Below are 23885 nucleotides of genomic sequence, written 5' to 3' on the forward strand. Positions count from 1 at the left end.
GTTGAGAACCCATCACTCCATCCATGAGCTCATATTTGATCTGTCCTTTGCCAGTGCACAGGCAGATGGTTCTGCATGGTCTGAATGGATTAAGTATTCTCTCCTACCCGTAATCGATGAAGTACTGGACCAACATGCTACAACGGCCAAGCTGGCACCACAAAGAACCAAGCGAATAAAAAAAATCGAGCTCGATTTAGGGACAGTCTTTGAAGATGAAACAGGCACCGAAATCGCCAGGCGCATACATGCACAACTGAGCGCGGCACTGGATTATCAGCTACAAGAACATACGGCGGCCGAATTAAGCGGTGAACATAAAGCACAGGCACTGCATGATTTGCACTATTTTTTGAAGACCGGTGCTATCTCTTGGGAAAAATCGAATAAAACAAGATTCGCGCATAAAAAACTCTTGCACGACGCGCTTAATCAGCAAAATCATGCGCAGCTGCTGCAAGAAATTACTGAAAGTCCACGCCAGTTAAATCGCCTGGTACAGCAATATGATACCGGCGAATTATTTCAAATTGCCAACCGCATGCTCGCCAGCTGGACAAAAGAACTCAGTGAAACCGTACTCGACTGGATCAGCTTAGAACTACTCGCCCAAGGTGAAAGCGAAAGAAATCATGCGGAATTTTGGATGTATCTTTTGCCAATCCTACGTCACACGAACGTGGATTTTACGCAGATAGTTCACCCATGGTTAAAACAAAAACAAACCACGGTTGAGGTCGCGACGACAAATTATCGTCGTTTACTTGCCGACAAAAGTGGGCTATCAAACGCCACATGGCTCGCACTCAGTAACGCACTTGAGCATTACGAAGCGCAAATGAGATCCACTTCAGCTAGCGCATTTGTAGTGGGCGCAGTCAACGAATACAAAAGCGGGAGTGTAGACAGCCAATATAACGAAGCGCAACCCGCTTCAAACCAGTCTGCGCAGGATGAGTTACATCGATCATATCGACGGCGCCTGCAAGCGGCACGCATAGGCCGGGACTCAAATCAGGCCATAGAAGAAAGTGAATCCGAAGAAGCGCAACAGATCTTTACAATAGAAGAGCGTACTCACATTACTCAGAGTTTGGCACAAGGCGACTTTGCCAAACTCGAACCACACTGGCACCGCTTGCTCTTACTCGCTCCACATTTTGTGCGGGATCAACATGGCGAAGCATGGTCGATCTGGCTGAAAAATTTTGATCATGCACATTGCCTCGATCTCATCGCTGTCTTGCAGCCGCAATGTGCCTGGTTCATACTCCAGACATTTCAGGCCAATATCGCAAGTTATTCGCGAGCTACATTAGATCAAGTTATTACCTATGCTATTTCGGTCAAACCTGAACAGCTTCAGGTAAATGAATTAACCCAATTTACGCTGGAGCACGTAACGTCGGGAAATATAAATAGCAAGAAAACGGCGGATCAGCTAACGCAAGCACGGCACGCATTAAAAACCGCCAATATTGCATTACTTGCGCCATTCTGGCGGCAGCTAATTAGTCAACATAGTGATCTCATCCAACAACTTTTACCCCACTATTTGGAGGTTTGGTTAGCTAACTTCCCTATTCGCTATTTGCAAGATCTGGTCATTCTATTACAAACCGAAGCGAGCACGGCATGGGCACCACAACGTTACTACGCCGAAGATAGCAACGCCACTATGCCGATACAACGCGGCTATCGCTTGTTATTGCAAGCACCTGTACAGAGTTTAAGTAGGGAAGAATTCATACAACGCATTACGCAGGAAGTACGGGAACATCCCTCTGATGCGGCAACTTTAGCGGCAATAAATACGTCCGTGTTGCCAGAACAATCGGCACAGCTGGTAACTGATAAGATAAATCGTGACGACATTATTGGGATGGCAACGGCACAAATCCGAACCGCGTTACACGGCCCCCTGCCATTGAACGCAGTAGATATCCTTCAAAATTCTCCTACTACCGCGAAGGTACAGGAATCTAGACACGCCGGACAAGCTACGGCTGCAGAGTACACACATCAACTAAATTCGTCCGCTAATGAAATCGCGAGCACGAATGAAGCATTTAGAAGTGCCGAAGTACTCAAGAAGATCTCAAGCAAGCAAAACATCGCCAAGCAGTACATTAAGGCAGATGAGCAGACGGCACATGAAGAACACTCCCATCCTGCGACAAGCCAAAACCAAGTAATGCCCCTCACTGCCGAACAAGTGCTGCTAGTTTTGCAAACTGCAAATCTAGCGCAACTGAATGGGATATGGGAACAGGCTGTAAAAAAACAGCCGAAGCTGCTAATTGATTGCTACCGTCAGTTGTCGTCAAGGGAGAGTAAAATATTAAGCGATGTTTTTACGATGGAACAAAATTTAACGCTTGCCCGATTGCTTCATCCCCACATCGCCGAGCTGCTCAATGAATTGATCAACAATGCCGGCTTCATTACGGAAACCGCATCAAGATTGGCATTAAATTCAAAACATGGACACAGCAGCTTATCGACGGAGTTCGTGCAAAATTTAGTCATCGACATTAGTTTAAATACTTTACAGACACAGCTATCTGCGCCCTCTTTGATCCAGAACCTCGCCCGCGTGATGTTGGGCAGCGATGACTTATTTCAAGAATTTTGTGAGCAATTGGTGAAGAACGGGACATCACATCCGATGCCCCTTTTATCCACCACCCTCACCCGGAATTTCTTATTGCGTGGCACAAACCAACATGTCAGTTCTGATTTATTACCAGGTACGCCAACAGATCCAAGCTCAAGCGATCGCATTGCGCAATCTATTAAAGATTACATAAATACTCTTCTAAAAAATACGAATGTCGCCGCTCTCAATGCTGTGTGGAATACGATCATTCTTTCGCACGCCACCACACTAGTATCTAATTTCAAACAATTGGATCGCCAGGAACGCTTACGCCTGGTGCAGTCGCTGTCTAAAGAAAAGCTGCTGCAACTCGCCCAAATTCTGCAGGCACAGTTAACTGCCCTGATTGCAGAGTTGTTTGATCATGCCGCGTTCATTGTCGCGGCTATTCAATCCATGCAGGTAACGAACAACAATACGCGCAAAGCTATTACCGTCGTCACCTTTGAACAAAACGTCCTCGATGCTTGCTTTTGTCTAGAACAAAACAATCTAGTCGAACTACAGGCGACACAGTTTTTTACACGAGTTATGCAGAATGCAATGGGTGCTGATGTCAATTCAACGATGGCTGCGTTAGGCCAACTTCGTTGGTCTGGCACGTCAATTTTCCGAGCAAAACTACCATTAACAGAAGTAATACTTGTTGAGCTGCGCCGTGCGCATATGCCGATGTCGGAATTTAAGGAAATACAGGCACTGAATAAATATACAAGTGCACCTACTTCAACGACTTCGCTCACTGCCAACAGCGGATTAAATCCTTTACTAAGCAGTTATCGCTCTTGGCAACAAGGAAAACTTCAACTTGCGCAATTAGACTTGAACGTTGATGAGCTTTATCAATATTTACATTGGTGGATGGCGCAATATGAGGAAAGCAATCAACAGAATTTCAAATCCCTGTTGCAGAGTATTCGGTCTGCAGAGCAAACATGCGTTGTGCCCTTACTTTTTTTGCAGCAGGTATTAGAGACACTGCGCCAGCAAGAAAGCATTGACATCGACGCGCTAATTGCACAAACAAGGGCTTTGGCACAACATCAATCTGAAGATAATTTTGTGGGAGAGGGAGAACAAGCGCTCAATTCAGACGATGTCTTTATCGAACCCATGTTCGAAGAAACACCCTATCGCGACGATATTAAGCACTATGTTGACGGCATAAATGGCGCATCAACTGTAGAAACAAATGACCAGCTAAGCTTGAGCAGTCAATTTTATTACTTTGCTAAATACATCGCTGACATCCTCGCTAACCAACGTCCAATACAAGAGTTACCAGGAATACTGAAACACAATGCAGCTTACTTGTCCCATATATCCAATGCGCAATTACATCAATTAATAATCGCATGGGTGCAAAGTAGATCTGACGAAGGCGTGCCCAGCGTATTTCTCACTAGCTTGGAACGATATGCGCTGCGCGCCGGGTCAATGCACATGTCAACGCACAATTTTCTTTCGACTGTGCTGCAGAACTTAGTCTACGAAATTGCAATCGACTTCGAGCAATTGCTTAAAGCTGAAAATCGCGCAACGACAAACCAGCAAACATTCGCTACATCGTCCAATACGGTCATCGACGCAAAACCTGTATCGAATGTCGAAGAAACTACATTGGCGAATCTCCCCTTACTCCAAGCAGAGAGTTTCGCGGCATTACTAAGTTATATAGTAAAGAGCCAAGGTAGCGATAGTCAAAAAGAGCCTTCGCCAGATACCCTGGGAACAAACGCGAGTGTTAGAGAAGACGCTACGTTACGAAGTGAAGACGACGACTTGATTTGGCTAAACATCAGGAGCGCGTTTGAAAGCCCAACGCTCCAGCTCTGGCTGTGCGAATGGATTGACACCTGTATTCCACGGCCCTACTTCGTAGAACAAAAAGCCGCGCTGCATCTGCTTGCATTGGATAAGCAATCACCTTCAGCAACGATTGTGCTTATCCTAAAAGCGATACTCATGAGTTTTCCGAAAAGTTTATTGAACTCCTGTATCGATATCTTGCAAAAGCGTTTCGGCATTTCGTTAAACCTATTATCTCAACTTCAAGGCCATCAATTAGCTGCTCCTGCACATCAACAGCGTTATGAAGCATGCGTTAGCTTTTTCAAGAACATTCCGTGGGAGCGATTGGAAGAAACTACATTGGCGATTCAGCCCTTATTCCAAGCGGAGAATTTCGCAGACTTACTAAGTAATATGTTGGTGAACTCAAGTGTCGACAATCAAAAAGAGTCTCCGCTAGGTGCCTTGAGAGCAAACGCGAATGTTAGAGAAAACGCTACGTTGCAAAGCGAAGACGACGATTTGATTTGGCCAGGCATCAGGATCGCGTTTGAAAATCCAACGCTTCAGTTCTGGCTGTGCGAATGGATTGACACCTATACCCCACGGCTTCGCCTCGGAGAACAAAAAGCCACACAACATCTGCTTGCATTTAATCAGCAGTCGCCTTCGGCAACGATTGTGCTTATTTTAAAAGCAATGCTCATGAGTTTTCCAAAAAATATATTGAGTTCCTGTGTCGATATTTTGCAAAAGCGATTCGGTATTTCATCGAATCTATTATCTCAACTTCAAAACTATCAATTATCTTTTCCTGAACATCAACAACGTTATGAAGCATGCGTTAGCTTTTTCAAGAACATTCCATGGGAGCGATGGGAAGAAAAAACATCGCCTGCAAGTAGCAGCGACACGCCAGTATCGCTGCTCCCGATCAATTTACGTAATGCCTTACCAAATCGATTAGCTGACGCCATGTTGACAGCGCGCCTGGACGGTTTAGATTTAATCTGGCACGAAATCACAACTTACCACAGTGATCTACTCGCCCAATCACAGCTACATTACCTTGGCCGAGCGGAATTACGCGCACGTATTATTGAAAACAATATCCCAAGTAAGTTAAATGACATGTTGAAGGCATTGTCGCCTTCGCTCGCCGAATTCGTCGAGGAGCTCAACAAGGAATGGAGCTCCATCCAATCCATTCTCTCGCCACATCGTTCATTTGAAGAATTTAAACAGCACACGCTGCGTGAAAGCTTCGACCTTATTTTTAAACAGCAGCTTCGTCATGCCAGCCGCATGGAACAAGCCAGCGCTCTGCTACGCGCAATACTGGAACAGCGCCAGCTTCATTCGGATGTATTTTTTCACAACAAAATGAACGAGCTGCTTTACAAAATAAATCCGTCGATCGCACCACAGTGGCATGCATCACTTCGCTTGAACTTGCACCTAAACACCATCAAAGAATTAGCAGCGGAAAATGAACGTGTCGGCTCATCAACATCATCACAGACAATATTTGACACTGCGTCTGATACAACATCTGACACTACGCTGATCGATGCCGATACAGTGCGTGAGGTTTTATTTGAGGAATTACTTCAACATGAGCTTCACGAAGTTTTTTCTGCATTCGAAACTGCGGAATCACCACTCTCGCTCGACGCGGTATTCAGCGATGTCCAAGTATCCGCTTTATACACCCATTACCTTAGTGAAAAAGCACCGGAGGTAAATCGTGAGTTCTGGCAAGTCTACGCTGATGAACTATGTGAGTTGGACGAAAGACAGAAAAAGACTATAGCTGACACGGCAATCGCAACCGATAGCTCGTCAACATTCAGCACGTCTGTTGACACGCATGAAAATTGCCGTCAACGAGTGCTCCGTCAATTCGTCCAGTCGCAAGCAACTTCCACAATATCAACTGCTAAAACTACGCCATCAGCAGTGTCGTATATCGAACTTGGCAAACTTGATTCAACCGCACAAGAAAACCGTTTAACGTACTGCATTCTCTTATTGCAAAGAGATGCCCTACTCACGGCGCATGAAATAATTTATGGTCGCCATGCTTTTAGCTTATTGCTACAAGAAGCGCCGAGATCATTGCAGCAATTAAGTACTACGCTGCAAAAAACTGAGGCCATCAAGCGCCTAAGTCAACTTCTGGGCAGCGTCGACTTGGCCAGGCTTTTTGAAATCCTCGTCCCAAATCTGGCTAAACATGTGCATTTTCTGTGCGCGACGATACAAGACGCACAAGCAGTCGAGCTTTATGGCGAATCCGGAGCACTTTTAGAAAGAAGCTGGCGAGCTATTTATCGCAGCGAGTTTTCGACACCTCGGCCACCAACGCTCCGTCAGTTTTCACTTCGATTACTCAACGAGTTGAACCAGGAATTACAACCAGGCGCCAAATTTATTGACGCAGAGCTGAGCTTGCAACGCATTGAGCACCAGCGACAGCACCAACAAAAGATTGACAGAAAAAAACGACAACATAGCGCGCTGGCAGAACAGGCGATGAGAGGCAAAGAGATGATTGCGCTACCGAAGAATCAATCGAAAAAGGCCGATGAAGAGCCATTAATGTCTGCGGCCGAAGAGAGCAATATCTTCAACGCGGGTATGGTTATCGTGGCACCGTATATCCAGCGACTATTCACTATTCTGGAGCTCAGCAAGGACGGAGCATTCGTCGATAAGCAAGCTGCCGAGCGTGCGGTGCACTTATTGCAGTACATCGTGACAGGTGAAGAACGCACACCGGAATATTTACTGAGTTTGAACAAACTTCTCTGTGGAATTCCTGGCGGCGTTCCTATTGTTGCCGGCATAAAGATGACTGATCAGGAAAAAGAAGTGATCGAGCAAATGCTGCTGGGTGTTATTAATAACTGGAGCGCTATCGGAAAAACATCCATTGCCGGTTTACGTGAAACCTTCCTGGCGCGTGAAGGACGGCTGAGTTTTCAAGAAGTTGCATGGCAATTAAAAATAGCACCGTCTACGTTCGACATGTTGCTGGATCGCTTACCTTGGAGTTTCGCTACCATTAAATTCCCATGGATGGTCGAAGCATTGCACGTAACCTGGCGTTAACCCTATTTAATTTGATAGAACACGATGACCGACCACATTAATACTGATGCCCTGGAACGTGAGATTACCTGGTTTAGCCAAGTCTGCGATGCGCGCTTCGACGCTTACTTCAAACAGAGCGAGTTCGACATTGATCTGGAAACGCTCTGCCCGGCACCTGCGCTAAATCAAGAAGACAGCCCCTACGCGCAGATCGTCGGCGAGCTCAAAATGAATTATGCGGAACGTATCGTTCTCATGCTGGCATTAATGCCGCACGTGCGGCCGCAGGCTTTGGATCTATTCTCGCTACAAAATTCCGCGTTGGGTCGCCCGTATAGTGAAATAGGTGGCTGGAGGGGCAAGAGCCACATAGGCTTCTTGCCTACTTGCGAAACGGCTTCATTCATCTTGGTCGGTAACAATTTATCGAAACGATTTATGGTTGCCCGTTTGTTTAAAGACGATCATTTTTTCACTCGGCAAGGCATCATCAAGCTGGATCATCAGGCCAATGGTGAACCGTTTTTTGACGCAGCCCTGCAACTGAGCTACGAATATTTGCAACGGCTAGCGGATGGTGAAGTACATAAACCCGATTTCAGCGCCAATTTCCCCGCTAAGCTCATGCAGACCCAATTAAATTGGTCTGACTTAGTTCTTAACCCGGATGTGATGGATGAAGTCGAAAATATCGTCACATGGCTCAGAAACCCAGGCCATATCATCGAAAACTGGGGTCTGGGTAAATCGCTGAAGCCCGGCTATCGAACCATGTTCTACGGCCCTCCAGGTACGGGTAAAACGCTTACCGCCAGTTTGATTGGCAAGATCGTCGGCTCAGATGTTTATCGTATCGACTTATCAATGGTGGTATCAAAATACATTGGTGAAACGGAAAAAAATCTTGCCAATGTGTTTGATCAGGCACAAAACAAAAATTGGATTTTGTTCTTTGATGAAGCCGATTCACTTTTTGGAAAACGTACACAGGCGAGCAGTTCCAATGATAGACACGCAAACCAAGAAACATCGTATCTTTTACAACGCGTAGAAGATTTCCCCGGCGTTGTTATTTTGGCGACAAATCTGAAAGCCAACATCGACGCCGCTTTTTCACGCCGTTTTCAAAGCGAAGTGTATTTCGCCATGCCAGATGCCCTGCAACGCGAACGCTTGTGGCATGGGCTTTTTGCACAGACAGACAAATTGGATAAGGATGTAAATTTTCACGAGATTGCTGAACGTTACGAATTGGCCGGTGGCGCGCTTCTCAACGTTGCCCGCTACGCCGCGATTCGCGCTGTCAGAAATCAGCGTGACGTGATAAACCAAGAAGATCTACTTGCCGGTATCGGTAGAGAACTAATGAAAGATGGGAAGACATTGTGAAACGACTATTCAGATATCAAAGAAAAATTACCCCGCTCGCATTTATTCAACTGTTTGCCGGCACATTGCTTGTCGCGTCTAATCTCTGTTCAGCGCAGGTTAAAATTGCGACCGTTACCAGCGGCGCCACCGCCAGCCAGGCAGCGAGCATAGATCTAGACAAAAAACCAACCAAGCCGACAGCCACATCGACCAAAAAAACCGTTAATATTACTGGCTACAATCAAAATATTCGGCAAGAAAACTTCAAAGGCCTGAGCAAAACTGTCGTACTCACGATGCAAAAACAGTTGGAATCGATTTATCAATCCTTCCCAGATTGGCAGCGTGACTACGAGCTTAAACACGAGCCGCTCAATGACGGCATCGTCGGACCAATTACCCTGTCTTGGCTACAACGATTTGCCTTTAGCTTTAAAATCAATAGCGTAGGCGATTATGCCAATGAGATAGTAAAAAATGTAGATCGCATAGCTCAGTTCGGTGATCGGCATCGTGCCGATTTAACTATTTTGCTGAGCCCAGAGTTCGAGGCTTGGGATAGTGCAGAAATTGACAAACTCCAAACCCAAGATTTTCAAATTCGCCGGCAAGGAAGCGATAAAGAATTAATAGACCTAGTCAATCGCTTTCGCGGCAATCGCAAGACCCCACCTCCAGCATCCAAACCATTCGTCGATGAAAGCGCTTATTTCAATTACAGCTTGAATCAAAACGATCTCGACTTGCTCGGTAACAAAGATCAAATCGTACAAATTTTAGGCCCCTTCAAAGATAAAGAATTCAATTCTACCGAAGCGTTACGCGTCGCTGTTAAACAGGCAATGGGCGGACGCGAATACTTTCTTAATCAAATCTGGCCACTGATTGAAAAAAATGCGGCTGACTTTGACGGTTACCTTATCAATGATGCCGCGTTAAAAAAACTAAAAGAAACTAGTGACTTCCCTGCTGCAGTGATCGATGAATTACGTTTGCAAGGCACAACCTATTTCAAAACCAAAGAGTTGTTTGATGCTTTTCTAAATGAAAAATTTAACGACGACACCACCACCTTGAGCGAAGGTGAACGTCAAAGCATTATTGAGGCAGCACACGTGTTTGATAATGTTCATCTTACTGAGCAATCCTTAAGCACCATTCAAAATGAATTAAAGGGAAATATTCAAAATACCGGTGCTCCAGCTGTCGTCGTACGTCTGCTGAGACAAATCAAAGATGTCAGCTATCCCGAAGTGAGTTTATTCCGCAGTGCGGCGATCTCAAAAATAGAAATGGGTATCGGTGCATGCAAAATGAATTCATCGGGTAGCAATCCCTACGTCGCTAGTTTACGTATCGCCGACGAGGATTTTGATTTGCTCGAAAAAGAATTGGGTGCTTTACACGCCCAAACTTTTAATGGAAAAGACACGTTAGAGCATCTTGCTGAGTTAAAAAAATTGCGATCACAAGCGACTCAATGCGATAAAGCTACATTACAAGAAAGTCATCTTTGGGTTGAACAAATTTACCAAGCTTACCTCGCGCTTGAGATTGAAAGCATCGCCAAGAAACGTATTCCGGATGAGATCGCTACCATCCATTTAAAAGGCGGGGAATGTGGGTGTGCGCTCGATGAATTTTCTGGCGTGGTCTATGGTTTTTATCCATATTGGAATAATTCAAAGTCTACGCAGACAATTAATTTCAGTGTACTCAATCGCGTTGCGTATTATGGTTTATCGGTCGACAATGTCGGCGATTTACAGCTGGGTACAACCCCACTTGATGTTCATGATGGCCTGGCGGAAGAAAATCAGTTCTTACGCATTGCCCATCAATACAATTCCAAAGTCGATTGGCTGATACAAAAAAATGACTGGAATGGTGATTGGAAAAAATATTCTCGCGAAAATAAACATGCGGTCTTTCAGGCGTTGATCACCAATATAACCCAGCTACTACGCACCAAATTAAGCGACACGGCATCTCGCTTAAAACCTTATACGAGCCTAGGCATCTCATCGCGACCGACTCGCGGCGATGGCATCACGTTGTACTTCCCCAATTATCCGACCGACCCTGATTCAGCCCTGCTATTTAATGATTTCTATTTAACCTTACGTAAAGAGTTGGCGTTAGACAACATCGGCGTCAATATCCTGATCTCACAAGATGTAATAAATGATAGTGGCGGCAACCAACAAGGCGCATTTAATTTAACTAACATGATCAGTTTGCGCAAAAAGACCGCGCAACAGGATAACTCCACCGATCACACTGCCGTTAAAGAATATCTATTGATTTTACTGGACGAATCCAGCAGAAATGCTAAGAAACAATTTCGCCAGGATTTGGATAATGTGCCGGGGCTAAACGGAATCGAGCGCGTACAGTTCTTACGTAGCATCATTCCTGTACTACAGTTTGACAATCACAATTGGCAGCAGCTGGAAGACGACATCGTATACGCCAGTGATAATTTTGGTGGTATTGGTTTATGGGCTCCTAATTTTGACAACATCGCGATACCAGTCACCGATTTGTCGCAGTCTTGCTTCCATAGTCAACAAATCGCCGTCTGCCTTTTGAAAAACTATCGGCCAGCCAATCTGGCCGAAAGAATTCCATCTGGTATCGAAAGGTTTACCTGTGTCAATCGTTGGGGTCTGCAGCTGACACTCACCTTATTCTTATTTGCAGCGATCGTCATCGTCGTGTTGTTCATTAAATACTGTGAAGTACAAGTATTTGTAAAACGCTATTTCCTATGGATATTAGGCTGCACTTTACTCCCGCCGATTTCCATTTTCGTACTCCTGCTCAACTATGATCCCTACCTGGCGAGTCTCTCGAAAGGCAATGTACCCTTCATTATAGCGATGGGCGCCAGCGCCTTTATAGTGATCTTTGGCTATCTGTATTTGCGTTCGCAACGCACAGTACCGCAGCGTCAGCGTGCGATACCACAACGCCAAGGATTAGGCTTTCCTATCATCACTTGGATTATTGAAAACGATGAGCGAGGATTCCGTTGGATTATCCGTAATCGTGGCACTGGCTATGCCATCATCAAGAGGATTGAAATTCTCTTAGATGGGCAAGCTGTGGCAGATGCCAAAACTGCGCTGGAAGCGGTACTCAATTCCAACAAGCATTTGCTGTGGAAGAGCTTGCCTTTGATCGGAAAAAAAATGCTGCCGAATGAAGAAGTAATTGGTCTCGCGATTAGTGATCCGGCGTCAGCCATTGCCTTCGATAAAAAACTACGCGAGCATAAATTGCAAGTACACATCACTTACTGCTCAGCGAATAATGACCAATGGGTTAGTGACGGTAAGGAAGTGTCGGTAGTGGCAGCAGCTTCGTACTAAAATAATGAAGAGAGCGACGAATTAGCAAAAATCGCCGCTCTCTTTTTGAGCAACTCGACATACGTTCTAAGACCCGAAGTCACAGACTCGACTTCTGCGGGACCGTTGTTGAACGCGAATTAACACTGAAATAACACGCAAACACAGACTGATAATGACAATAAGATCAGCACTTTCCCTATAAACCACAAGGATGAAAGGTCGACAATGAGCACAGCAACTCCGTTACAGCCAGTTAAAACAGAAACTCAGCAGCAGCATTCATCCTTATCACCTCAAAGCACCCAACTCGCACCGCAAGCGGACAGTAAATTCATTGACAATAGACCGCAGACGACCGCCCTAACTATCGCTAATACGAATATTAATAACAGTGCACAAGCAAAACAGCTACGTGCGTTTAGCCAGATAGCGCAAACAGCTCCAAGGGCAAAGCAATTCAAAGCGATGAGCGCGATGATGAATACGCCTGCGCTGAAAAGAGTTGAGGAAGAGGAAACCCTGCAAGCTAAATCAATGCTGGAAAATCCTGCACAACGCAGTGAGCAAGGCGCACCAAAACCGAATAACACCGGCCTTCCGGATAATCTCAAGTCCGGCATTGAATCACTGTCTGGCATGAACATTGATCATGTCAAAGTCCATTACAACTCTCCCCAACCCGCACAACTCAATGCCCATGCTTATGCTCAAGGTAGTGAAATACATGTAGCACCTGGGCAGGAACAGCATTTACCGCATGAAGCCTGGCATGTAGTGCAGCAGGCGCAGGGACGAGTGAAACCGACGATGCAGATGAAGGGTGGCGTTCCCGTCAATGATGATGCAGGCTTAGAAAAAGAAGCCGATGTGATGGGAAGCAAAGCGCTTCAATTCAAAGAGAACCACCCTGCCCCCGGACCTGTCTTCCAAAACCAAGCAGCGGCAACCGGAATTTCATCAATCCAATATGTGCGAAAAAATCAAACCGATTTAATTGCATTAACAGTCGGGGCATTTGACGCCCATCGCAAAGCGGAACAAATGGATTGGGCAAATGAAGCGGGATTCAGTAAAAATGACCGCGAAACAATATGGGATATTCTTGATTGGGGCACCGGCGGGCTGGCGGCATTCACCTTGTCCGATATCATCACCAAGGCAAAAAAGGGCACACCGGAATTTAATTTTTTAAATATCTACTGCCAATCCATCAATGGCGCCGTCGATGGCAAACCCACCATTCAACTAGAATCGTTATTGGATATTGATGACGCCATCAAACAGGGGAAGTGGCTCAGTACTCTACAGGCCACGATTGGAAATGATTCGCACCTAAAATCAACCATCCCGTTGGATGCATTTATTCAATTAATTGAAACCGAAACGATTGCGACTGCATTTATTAATTATTACACTACGTGCAATCCGATACTGGAAACCCCGACCGGTGACGAGGTGAAGGCATTTGTCACCTTGGTAAAAGTGGAAGGGGCTAAAATTTCTGATTATAAAACAGACTTGCCGGACATTCGAAACCTGCACAAATTTGAAAAAGCCTCTTTGGATAAATTAAAAGCGGACAAAGGAAACAAAACCAAACCTTTGACATTGGTGCTGTTATCGCTTTTTGATCATAACGGCGCCTTCATACGCCATGCACATGTCAACAAAGTCATCCAAAACACCAACACAAATGCCTACGCAATTGAAGGCGCCGATGAAGGCAAGCTGACCAACCTCAAAGACGCAGGCCTCGCGCAAATTGCGCTAACGCATGGCAAAGACGGAAAGATCACGCAAATTATGGTTGCCGGGCATGGCAGCTCAAAGAGCATTGAGGTCGGCGGGGAAAAAACCGTGTCCGGCAAGAGCGTGAAGACGGGCGCAGATGTCACCATACCGGATTACAAAACCAAATTTGATCTGGAGTTTGATACAAAAAAAGGCAGTTTTTGGACAGATTTTTTTGCACAAGCCTTTGACAATATGGAAGCCAAGGATGGCTTATCCCCCAAAATATTATTGCGGGCCTGCCTCACCGGTTCCAATGAAATTGATCTCGAAAAATTAAAGATCGTATTAGTAACGGAGAAAGGTCTTGATTTAACTAGTGCTGATCCAACCACAGATATAAATCAAACCAAAATCCGGCTCGCCATTAAGGAACAATACGAAAAACATGGCAGCCTAGTATCCGTTTTAGGGGATAAAGCAAAAGGAAAAGGCATCACCATATTAGGGGCGCAAGCGTCGATCAGCGCAAGGGAAACTGAATCCGTCGTGCCTGCAACAGGAGAATTGGGCGTAATCCCCGCGACGGGCATCCCGCTAGCACAACAGGATCCCCATGTGGCGGGTACAAAAATAAATTATGTCCGATCTGGCAAAGAGCCGACCGGAGTGATTAAAGCTGTCATTGAATCTTGGGCAATTGATAAAGATGATTGCTTCTTAAAAATGGCGGAGCGCGTAACGGACCCCGTTGGCACAGATGATGAATTTACAATTCAACTTATTTTTAAAACCATTTCGGCGCAATACACAAAAAATATATTGGAAGCGAATAAATTCGTCAACACCGCCGGTAACCTACATGGCATCGCCGAAGGAAGAGCGGAATGCCGGGCATCCACCCTGGCAAATGATGCGATGACACAAACCCATCAGTCGGACTTCTATCCAGCACTGTTGACGAAATTTAAAAACCAGTTTGCAAAATTGGTCATTTATGAAGACTGGATGCAAAAAGATACCAGCAAGCGAGCAGATTTTGTAGATCAATTGAGCAACCCGGCCTTTACCAGGACAAATGTCGAAAAATATTTAGAGGCTAAACTGTTGGACGCGCATTTTAGCTCGATCTTTACCGGCTCGCTGGGTAATGAAAGAGGAAGAATATTATTGGGATTATTTGGTTTTATAAAAAATGGGCAAGCGGATTGCAAAACTTACTTGCTGACGCAAAAAGACGTCGATGGAAAATTATTGGCAACATTGACCGATGAATTAAATGGCTATAACGAAGATTTATTAAGGGGTAGCTTAGGACTGCCGGTCGAAGCCGCACCAAAGATCGGCGGCGGTGGCGGTATCCTCGGGGCAGCACCCAAAGCGCAAAAAAATATTGACGTTGTTTCCGCGTTCTATGTATCGCCCATGCGTCCGACCAACTACGAATCCAATACAGTGGGTTCCGTCAGAATACGCTCTGGCCCTGCCCACAACTCCCCCGAATTGGAATCATTTTTCAAGAATAGGACTTTCATCGTAGTCGGCGAAGTAAAGCGTATTGCCGACGACACCAGCGTCGGCAGATATATGGTAAAGCAAGATGCTGGTACCGTAGGCTACGTGAGTAAAGATGCCGTCAAAGTAAAAAAATAACTTTGCTGCCTTACCTTATTTAAGACGAACCATTTTAGAGAAGAAAATATGACCACCATTGACTCAAGCATTTTTTTTCATTCTAAATCGCTCATTGCTAATTTTCATCTGTGCGAACTGACGTATCAACAGGCGGAGGGCAAACACAATGGCATCAGCCTAAAATTACGCGCCGATCATGCTAGCTATGAAAAAATCGAAACAGCCGCTTTCTTCAACAATGCACTGGAAAATAGATTAGACATTGTGGAGGGTGGTTTTAATCCTGATTTGAATGTATTCATCAATATTGATCTGCGTCAGGAACATGTTCATTTATTGCCGACGGATCAATGTGATCTGACTCACTATTTTCAACATATGTCAAAAGATGATCCGCTATTACAAGAGAATTTTTGGAATGCCACCTTCGTTTGGACTGAGATTCATTTATCACCAACGATCGGTGGGGGTGTCATCAAGGTTGGTTATAAAACGCGATTCTCAACACCGGCAAACCGCATTGACCTTATTAAAAGGCAAGGTTCAGTATCAAAAGCCATTACAACCGCGCTCATTGAAAATAATTTCCCTGTCTATTTTGATGACGCGTCCCAATGTTTCGCGTTGATCCTTAAAATGGAAGATGCCCATTACCACACGACCATCACACCCGATAATCAACATAGTGCCATGTCGATTCAACTGGCGTACACAATCGACATCCCACCCCATAAAGAAACACAGGCCATTGACCTATTGAGCGATATCAATAAGGAGATAATTTTTGGCGAATTTTTCATTGAAAAGCAAAAACTCACCTATTGCCATGCGATACAAGTTGCCGAAGAGCTGATTTCAGATCAATGGGTTTCCGGCGCGTTATTGGCGAGCGGCAGTGTGATGCACCATTATGCAAAAAAACTTGAAGAACTGATCGGCCAACGGTGACGTCATAGTGAATGGCACCCGGATCCGGATCGGCAAAGTCAGTGCAACGACCGTGGCGGTCGTAACTAAACAGCGTAAACTTACCATTGGCATCCGTGACCAGCGTTGGATCTTGCTCGCCGGATCAAATGATAATACCTAAACCAGATCATTGAAATGAATTCTACTGCCGCTTCATTTTCAAAACTGCTTGACGCTATACACCGCATTAACTGATACTTAAGGCTTCCCTGAGAAAAAGGGGAACAGGCTTGCAAACCTGAACCACACCAAAGCGCACAAACGGCGCAAGCCGTTTTTTTACGTGCGTATGCTGTCGCACACCCTCTATGGGCGGCGATGGTGGGAGGCTTCGGCCTGCTGGTTTGCTTTGGTGTACCAGTTTGCAACCTGCTATTTGCCGCCCACCCGTTTTATAACGGGTGGCGTTCAAACCGAATTGGAAGGAACGCACCATGACCAGCATCAATCAGCAACACACACAACAAGGTCCCCCGCTTATTACTCATCTCGCCATCGATACGATTGACGCCTATACGCAGGCTCGTGACATCGTCAGCGACTTTTCAGCTATTTTTGAAGTGCTCGATCATCTTGCCCTGGAAGGTCTTTGCAGTGACCGCATTTCACGCATCTTATTCCGGGCCGGATATAGTCACGCGACTGAACAGCTCAAATTCCTGGACGAAAAAATCTCCGACGCGTATAAAACACTGGATGAACTGAAGGCGGACAGCGATCACACTTCCCATGCCAATTAGTGATGCTGATTAAAGCCTGGGTTCACTTAGTGTTTTTTTCAAAAATTCGCTATACCTTGAGCTTGTAGTTGCTTTTGCGTAGACGTTGCTTTTTATTCTGGCGTAGCTGGCTGGCTGGATGAATTGATGCATCAAACAGATTAAATCAGTCTGCGCCAAAAGCCGTGTATCGTTTCTCGGCACGGGTGGCTTGTTGCGCGGATTTTACCTGTACCGCTAGCGTCTCTTTCGTTTGATAAATGCAAAACCGGTCAGCATGACTGACCGGGAAGGAGCTCGTCTGAGCGCTGAAACCTGCTCAAAATTTAGACAGGCAGTCACAAGAAATTGATTTAATTATTTACTATTTCTGGATAAAACTGGTTACTCCGGTTTCGAATACCACCTGCACCGATAAAAATTACCGGCACTGCAGAAAAATTAAGCAGTTCTGCACGATGCACAGCGAAGCAGCAACGGCTTGCCACACTCCCTGTCGACCTTCCCCTGTTTGTGAATCAAATTAACAAGCACCACCTTTGACAGTTTTCCCCGAGTCCAACATCACTCCAATTCTGCATTGGTATGTGCCAGTTTTTGTATCCTTTATGCATTCCAAATTATTAGCCGACTTCACAACAAGATTCGGACCGCACTGACTTGACTTTGGTGGATTTAAAATTGAATCGTAAATTTCTTTGGCCCCAGTACCGGTTAAAAACAAAAGCACCCGATCCTTCTTCTCGCCAGGCGCAGGGTCAATAATTGTCTTCGAACTTATCGCGTAAGTCGCCTCGACGTCTTTGATCTCTTGGGCATTACCAACGCCAAGCGTTAGAAGTAGAAATGAACTGAAGATAAAGCATATTAATTTATTGAGCATTTTGTTTAAACTCCACATGAAAATGGTTATCGTGTCCTTCCAATGGTTGGACTCCTGGCATCGCTGGATCATTAAAGAAAATCTTATTTACATTTCCAGAATCTTTAAACGTCTTAATTAGTTCCTTTGTCGCGGCCCTGTCGTACTGCGAATCTTGCCAAGATACCGGTGCCTCCAGCCCGTCTTTCCGCAGCGCCCTTACATCCATTTCTCCGCCGTCTTGGTGAGATACGTGCGGCTCAAAAGGCCCACCGTATTTCAAACTAATGTTTCCAACGCCAAATCGATTTGTATGGTTGTATTCCCAACGAGACTCGATCGAAAACAAGGTCGATAGAGCTCTTGAATTTCCATATTGTCCTCGCCCAAGTGTTGGTGTGCCGTATGTGTAGTATCCAGATTCCTCCGGATTTTGAGGCAATTTTTTAAGATCCTGTGCATACACCTTTGGAGTAATCACTACTTGAGGGATCGGGTCACTGCTTGGTGGCGGAGGATCGCTACCTATGCTCGCCAATTGATAACTACCAAAATCGTGGCTATGAGATGAATATTGAAACCCACCACTGTTTGTCGAATCTGTTGGCCGCTAGATCGTAGTCAAATAACGTTTAATACTGAAAATATCATTAATTTCCGCAATATGTTCAAGTTATGCAAAAAATTGCGCCTGGCGCGCCGAATCCACGTGACAGCGCGATTGAACGCCGTTCAGTTGAGATATCAAGCTTATTACATCGACGATGGACAGATTCATTGCTTGCTGTTGAACGTGTTACGAACAAAAACATCACCATTCTTGAGTTTCATCCCGATTTTGGTAATGAAAAACTTGTCTTGCGCGGAGAGGCGCGGGAATTTGACGCATTAGCTGACTATATAAAACAACTGAATGCAACTGGGTTAGTAAAGAATGTCGCCTTGATGCATGAGCAAGCTATTTCTCGAGAACATGTTGATACAATTGAATTTGAATTAAAAGGCGATTTGTAATATAGCAATATTTGGCACTAGGCATTACTTTACTAAATAAGAGATCCCATACGGGGTACCATTTTTGTGCCATAGAATACAAAGGGCGGCAAGTAATTGCAGCCCTTTTTCTATTTCGGCCCTGGTGCCGTATTTGAGATATAAAAAAATACACAATCTCAAGCGAATTTTTAATGCCCCAACAAAGTCATCAGTGACAATGTCGATTCAGGTCGGTTAAGATACCCCTTCTTGCATGAGGGCAATTTGCAACGTTCCCACTTCAATCATCGCAAAACTGACACAACCCAAGAGGAATAAATTGACGAAGCATTTTCTTGAAATTCCTGAGGGTCGGCAGTTAAATTGGCTACTGGAATCGGCATCCGATGCGATGCTGATTACTAATATAGAAGGCCGGATCATTCTTGCGAACCCTCCGTTATTACGTATGTTTGGCTATTTATCTGAAGAACTGCTCGATAACCCGATCGAGACTCTGCTACCTGAACGCGTTCGTCACGGGCATGTCGGCATGCGCACCGACTACTTTGTACGCCCGAGTGCGCGTGCAATGGGAAGCGGTAGAGAGTTATCCGGTCGGCATAAGAATGGGACAGAATTTTTTGTAGAAGTGAGCCTTTCACCATTGCAAACTGAGCAAGGTGACACACTGGTCATGGCAACGATTCAAGACATCACCGCACGTAAGCAAGCTGAGAAATCGCTACTGGAAAGTGAAGCACGCATGCGCGCAATTGTCGATACGGCGGTCGACGCCATCATCACCATTGACGAAACTGGGATCATCGAACGTTTTAATCCTGCCGCCCAAGTTCTATTCGGTTACATCGAAACAGACATTAAAGGAAGAAACATTTCCACGCTGATGCCCTCTCCTTTCCGCGAAATGCACGACGGTTATCTGGCGAAATATCTCACTACGGGAGAAAAGAAAATCATCGGTATTGGACGGGAAGTTGTCGGCTTACGTAAAGACGGCACCGTCTTTCCCATGGATCTGTCCATCGCGGAAATGCAGATCGGTAAACGCCGTATGTTTACCGGAATTGTTCGCGACATCAGTGAGCGCAAGTTAGCGGAAGAAAAAAATACGCGATTAATGCAGGAAATTAGTAGCGCCAACGAAGAATTGACCAGCTTTGCTTATGTCGTGTCACATGACCTCAAAGCGCCGCTCCGTGCAATTGGTTCGCTTGCGGATTGGCTGTCAACTGATTATGCAGATAAGTTCGACGATGAAGGTCGAGAACATATGCGGCTGTTAATTAGCCGGGTGCACCGCATGGGCGGGCTAATCGACGGCATTTTACAATATTCGCGCATCGGGCGAATCAAGGAAACCGTCGTTGAGGTTGACCTCAATCGCGTGGTTGCTGAGGTGATTGACCTGCTGGCACCACCATCGAGTATCACTGTGACGGTCGACGCACTCCCGAAGATAAAAATCGAACCGACGCGCATCGAGCAGATATTTCAAAACCTGATTTCAAATGCCATCAAATACATGGATAAGCCTGATGGTAAAATCCACGTCGGATTTAGCGGCGCAGACAAGGACAACTGGCAGTTCAGCGTCACTGATAATGGCCCCGGTATTGAGCCGCGCCATTTTGAACGAATTTTTCAATTATTTCAGACGCTGGCACCACGCGACCGGATCGAAAGTACTGGCGTGGGCTTGGCGCTAATGAAAAAAAGTGTAGAAATGTATGGTGGTAAAGTCACCCTTGAATCAACGCCAGGTACCGGAAGCATATTCAGCTTCACTCTTCGCAAGCATCCAAAAAATCAACATTAACTAAGTCAACGGGAAAGCATGAAATTCGCCAATAAACCTCTTCTGGTCATTGAAGATGATCAAGTGGACGTCATGACCATCAAACGTGCCTTGAAAGAGATACACGTCGCCAATCCGGTTATTCATATGGAAAATGGCGAAGATGCTATCGCTTATCTGCGTGACGCCAGCAAAGAAAAACCGTGCATCATACTGCTGGATTTGAATATGCCGGTTATGAATGGGCTAGAATTTCTAGAAGTCGTCAAGCATGATGATGAATTGCGGCGCTTCCCTGTAATTGTCTTAACTACGTCAGAAGAACAGCAAGACAAAGTAAATAGCTTCAATCTGGGAGTCGCTGGATACATGGCAAAACCAGTCAATTACCGCCAATTTGTTGAAGTCATGCGATCAATTGATTTGTACTGGACTATCAGCGAGCTTCCTTGATGCTTGCTCAAATTTTAAAATCAGAATGACAGCGCCTATTCGAGTATTGATTGTCGAGGATGACACCGTTGACCGGTTAGCCTGTCGGCGCGAACTCACAAAAAGCCATCTGGCCGAATTCGTGGTTCTTGAGGCGACAACCGGACGCGAAGGACTGCAACTCGCCGCACTCCATAAGCCGGACTGCATTCTGCTCGACTACCACTTGCCTGATATGAATGGCATCGACTTCCTTAGCGAAATGGCTGGTGCGGATCAAATATCAACCCCGATAATGCTGTTAACCGGTGCAGAAAGCGCCGCAGTCGTCGCCGCTGCAATCAAACGCGGTGCGCGCGACTATCTCGGCAAGGATATTGATGGCCAATACCTGAAATTGTTGCCAACAGCAATTCAGCGCATGTTGCGTGAACAAAAACTGGCAGAAGGCAAACGTCAGGCCGAAGCGAAATTTCGATCACTGGTGGAACAAATTGAGGCAATCACTTATATCGTGCCACTAGATGGAGAAGGGATAACGAGCTACATCAGCCCGCAGATCAGCAAACTTGGCTATTCGCCAGAGCAGTGGCTGGCCGATCCTGAATTGCACGCGCGCCAGATTCACCCTGACGATCGCGAAATGGCCATGCGCTCAATTGAAAACAGTCGAAAAGGCGGCCACTCGCTACGGCAGGAATATCGGTTGATGATGCGCAACGGCGAAACGTTATGGGTGCGCGACGAAGCCAAGGCAGTGAGTGACGAAACGGGGCGCTATGTGTTCTTGCAAGGTATCTTGCTGGATATCACGCAAAGCAAATTGGCGGAACATGCATTGCGGAAATCGCAAGAGGAACTGCGTCAACTTGCCGGCCATCTTGAACGCATCAAGGAAGAAGAGCGCAAACGCATTGCGCAGGAAATTCATGATGAATTGGGCGGTCTGCTGGCAGGCATCAAGGCTTATGTTTCCGTTTATATTGAACGCGAAGCCCGCTCGGGCCGACCACCGGAGCCGCTGCTGGTTGATGCCGTGGCATTGGCAGATACAGGTTTCCAGGCAGTGCGTCGGGTAATTACCGATTTGAGGCCAAGCGTATTGGATCAGTTGGGGGTGTGGGCTGCGCTGGAATGGTACGCCAGCCAGATCGAGAAGCGGTCGAAACTGCAATGCACTTGCATCATTGAAGACGATGCTGCGGCGATTGAACCCGACTCCGAAACCAGCACCATGTTGTTTCGCGTTGTGCAAGAAGCGCTGACCAATGTGGTGCGCCATGCTGAAGCAACAACGGTTTCTATCCACGTTGCGCTTGATGACGCAATGCTCGTGATCAGCGTACAAGATAATGGCAATGGAATCGACTCTGCGCGTCAATTAACCCGCGAGTCATGGGGTATTACAGGGATGGGTGAGCGCGCGCGTTATTTTGGCGGTGAAGTGACGATTACCGGAAAAATTGGTGAGGGAACATGTGTAAAATTGCATTTGCCGTTGGAGAAATTAAATAGTGAGTAATAAAATCAAAGTGTTGCTGGTAGATGACCATGCGATTGTACGCAATGGTGTGCGGCTGATGCTGGGCGAAGCAGACGACATTTCTGTGGAAGGCGAAGCCGGCGACGCACAGCAGGCGTTACAGTTGATCAGATCTCAGGAATTTGACGTTGCACTGGTGGATATCGCCATGCCGGACAAGAACGGGCTCGATCTGCTGAAACAACTCCGTGCAGAACAACCGAAACTAGCGGTTTTAATTCTCAGCACCTATTCCGAAGAAATTTATGCAATGCGGGCATTTAAGCTAGGCGCTGCAGGTTACCTGACCAAAGACAGCCCGACCAGCGCATTGATTAATGCCGTGCGCAAAGCTGCTGCGGGCGGCAAGCATGTCAGCCCCGCGATGATGGAAAAATTGGTCAGTGCAATTGGTGCCGGTGGTGGTGTAGGCGAATCGCACGAAGCGCTTTCGAACCGCGAATTGGAAGTATTAAAATTGATAGCCTCCGGTGAAAGCCTGGTAAAAATCGCGGATACCTTACATCTTAGCCCGCATACCGTTACCACTTATCGCGCACGCATAATGGAAAAAATGAACTTAAGCAACAATGCCGAATTAACGCGCTATGCAATTGAAAATGGCTTGCTGGCGTAGATTTGGCGGTGAGTATTAAGAAAGTATCAAGAAAAGTAGTGTGAATAAATTAACCTCGAATTAGCACTAATAAACCCTACAAACCTCGCAAATCTTAGACCCTCCCCTACAGACTCCAAAAATGATCACATTTTGTAGGGGAACCCCTACAAAAACTGTCCGGTATTTAAGTACCCCATTCTCCAATAATCGCCTACTGCGTATCACGCCTTCTTCAACGATACTTCACCCACAGCGAACACCGTCACGCAGAACTTAAAATAATCACAACCAACTTTCAAGCGAGAACATCATGTTACAAGGCTACCAGG

The 23885-nt window shown here is 45.9% G+C and carries 13 protein-coding genes; 11 read left to right on the forward strand and 2 right to left on the reverse strand.

What is annotated here, in order from left to right:
• Position 1 precedes the first annotated feature (1 nt).
• From S2091_RS09150 to S2091_RS09175, 6 genes are all read left to right on the forward strand, one after another.
• On the forward strand, positions 2–7564 hold the full coding sequence (locus S2091_RS09150; protein ID WP_105531502.1) for a contractile injection system tape measure protein: 7563 nt from the start codon (positions 2–4) through the stop codon (positions 7562–7564).
• A gap of 24 nt (positions 7565–7588) precedes the next feature.
• A complete protein-coding gene (locus S2091_RS09155; RefSeq protein ID WP_105531503.1) occupies positions 7589–8935 on the forward strand; it encodes an ATP-binding protein in 1347 nt (448 codons plus the stop codon).
• Positions 8932–12291: a hypothetical protein gene (locus S2091_RS09160; protein WP_105531504.1), complete on the forward strand. Its 3360-nt coding sequence runs from the start codon at positions 8932–8934 to the stop codon at positions 12289–12291. Before S2091_RS09155 ends, S2091_RS09160 begins: the two co-directional genes overlap by 4 nt.
• A 207-nt stretch (positions 12292–12498) precedes the next feature.
• Positions 12499–15657 (forward strand): eCIS core domain-containing protein, encoded by a 3159-nt coding sequence (locus S2091_RS09165; RefSeq protein ID WP_243405370.1) that lies wholly within the window; start codon positions 12499–12501, stop codon positions 15655–15657.
• A 48-nt stretch (positions 15658–15705) separates the two neighbouring features.
• Entirely contained in the window at positions 15706–16587 is an 882-nt protein-coding gene (locus S2091_RS09170; RefSeq protein WP_105531505.1) for a YbjN domain-containing protein, read from the forward strand.
• Between the two features lie 455 nt (positions 16588–17042).
• Entirely contained in the window at positions 17043–17348 is a 306-nt protein-coding gene (locus S2091_RS09175) for a hypothetical protein (protein ID WP_105531506.1), read from the forward strand.
• Positions 17349–17850: 502 nt separating this feature from the next.
• Here the strand turns inward: S2091_RS09175 and S2091_RS09180 are convergent.
• Both S2091_RS09180 and S2091_RS23845 read right to left on the reverse strand, forming a co-directional pair.
• Positions 17851–18210: a hypothetical protein gene (locus S2091_RS09180; RefSeq protein ID WP_105531507.1), complete on the reverse strand. Its 360-nt coding sequence runs from the start codon at positions 18208–18210 to the stop codon at positions 17851–17853.
• Complete coding sequence (locus S2091_RS23845; RefSeq protein ID WP_133166887.1) at positions 18200–18670, reverse strand: M74 family metallopeptidase; 471 nt, start codon at positions 18668–18670, stop codon at positions 18200–18202. Before S2091_RS23845 ends, S2091_RS09180 begins: the two co-directional genes overlap by 11 nt.
• Before the next feature lie 194 nt (positions 18671–18864).
• Between S2091_RS23845 and S2091_RS09190 the strand changes: the two genes are divergently transcribed.
• The 5 genes from S2091_RS09190 (at position 18865) to S2091_RS09210 (ending at position 23574) form a co-directional block, all read left to right on the forward strand.
• Positions 18865–19203: a PilN domain-containing protein gene (locus tag S2091_RS09190; RefSeq protein ID WP_105531509.1), complete on the forward strand. Its 339-nt coding sequence runs from the start codon at positions 18865–18867 to the stop codon at positions 19201–19203.
• 301 nt (positions 19204–19504) lie between these two features.
• On the forward strand, positions 19505–21004 hold the full coding sequence (locus S2091_RS09195; protein WP_243405371.1) for a sensor histidine kinase: 1500 nt from the start codon (positions 19505–19507) through the stop codon (positions 21002–21004).
• 18 nt (positions 21005–21022) lie between these two features.
• Positions 21023–21436 carry a response regulator gene (locus S2091_RS09200; RefSeq protein ID WP_105531511.1) on the forward strand — a complete coding sequence of 138 codons (414 nt, stop codon included), beginning with the start codon at positions 21023–21025 and terminating at the stop codon, positions 21434–21436.
• Positions 21437–21461: 25 nt separating this feature from the next.
• Positions 21462–22937: a response regulator gene (locus S2091_RS09205; RefSeq protein WP_105531512.1), complete on the forward strand. Its 1476-nt coding sequence runs from the start codon at positions 21462–21464 to the stop codon at positions 22935–22937.
• A complete protein-coding gene (locus S2091_RS09210) occupies positions 22930–23574 on the forward strand; it encodes a response regulator (protein ID WP_243405372.1) in 645 nt (214 codons plus the stop codon). Before S2091_RS09205 ends, S2091_RS09210 begins: the two co-directional genes overlap by 8 nt.
• Positions 23575–23885: the final 311 nt, after the last annotated feature.

It is taken from the genome of Solimicrobium silvestre, assembly GCF_002976435.1.
Lineage (GTDB): Bacteria > Pseudomonadota > Gammaproteobacteria > Burkholderiales > Burkholderiaceae_D > Solimicrobium > Solimicrobium silvestre.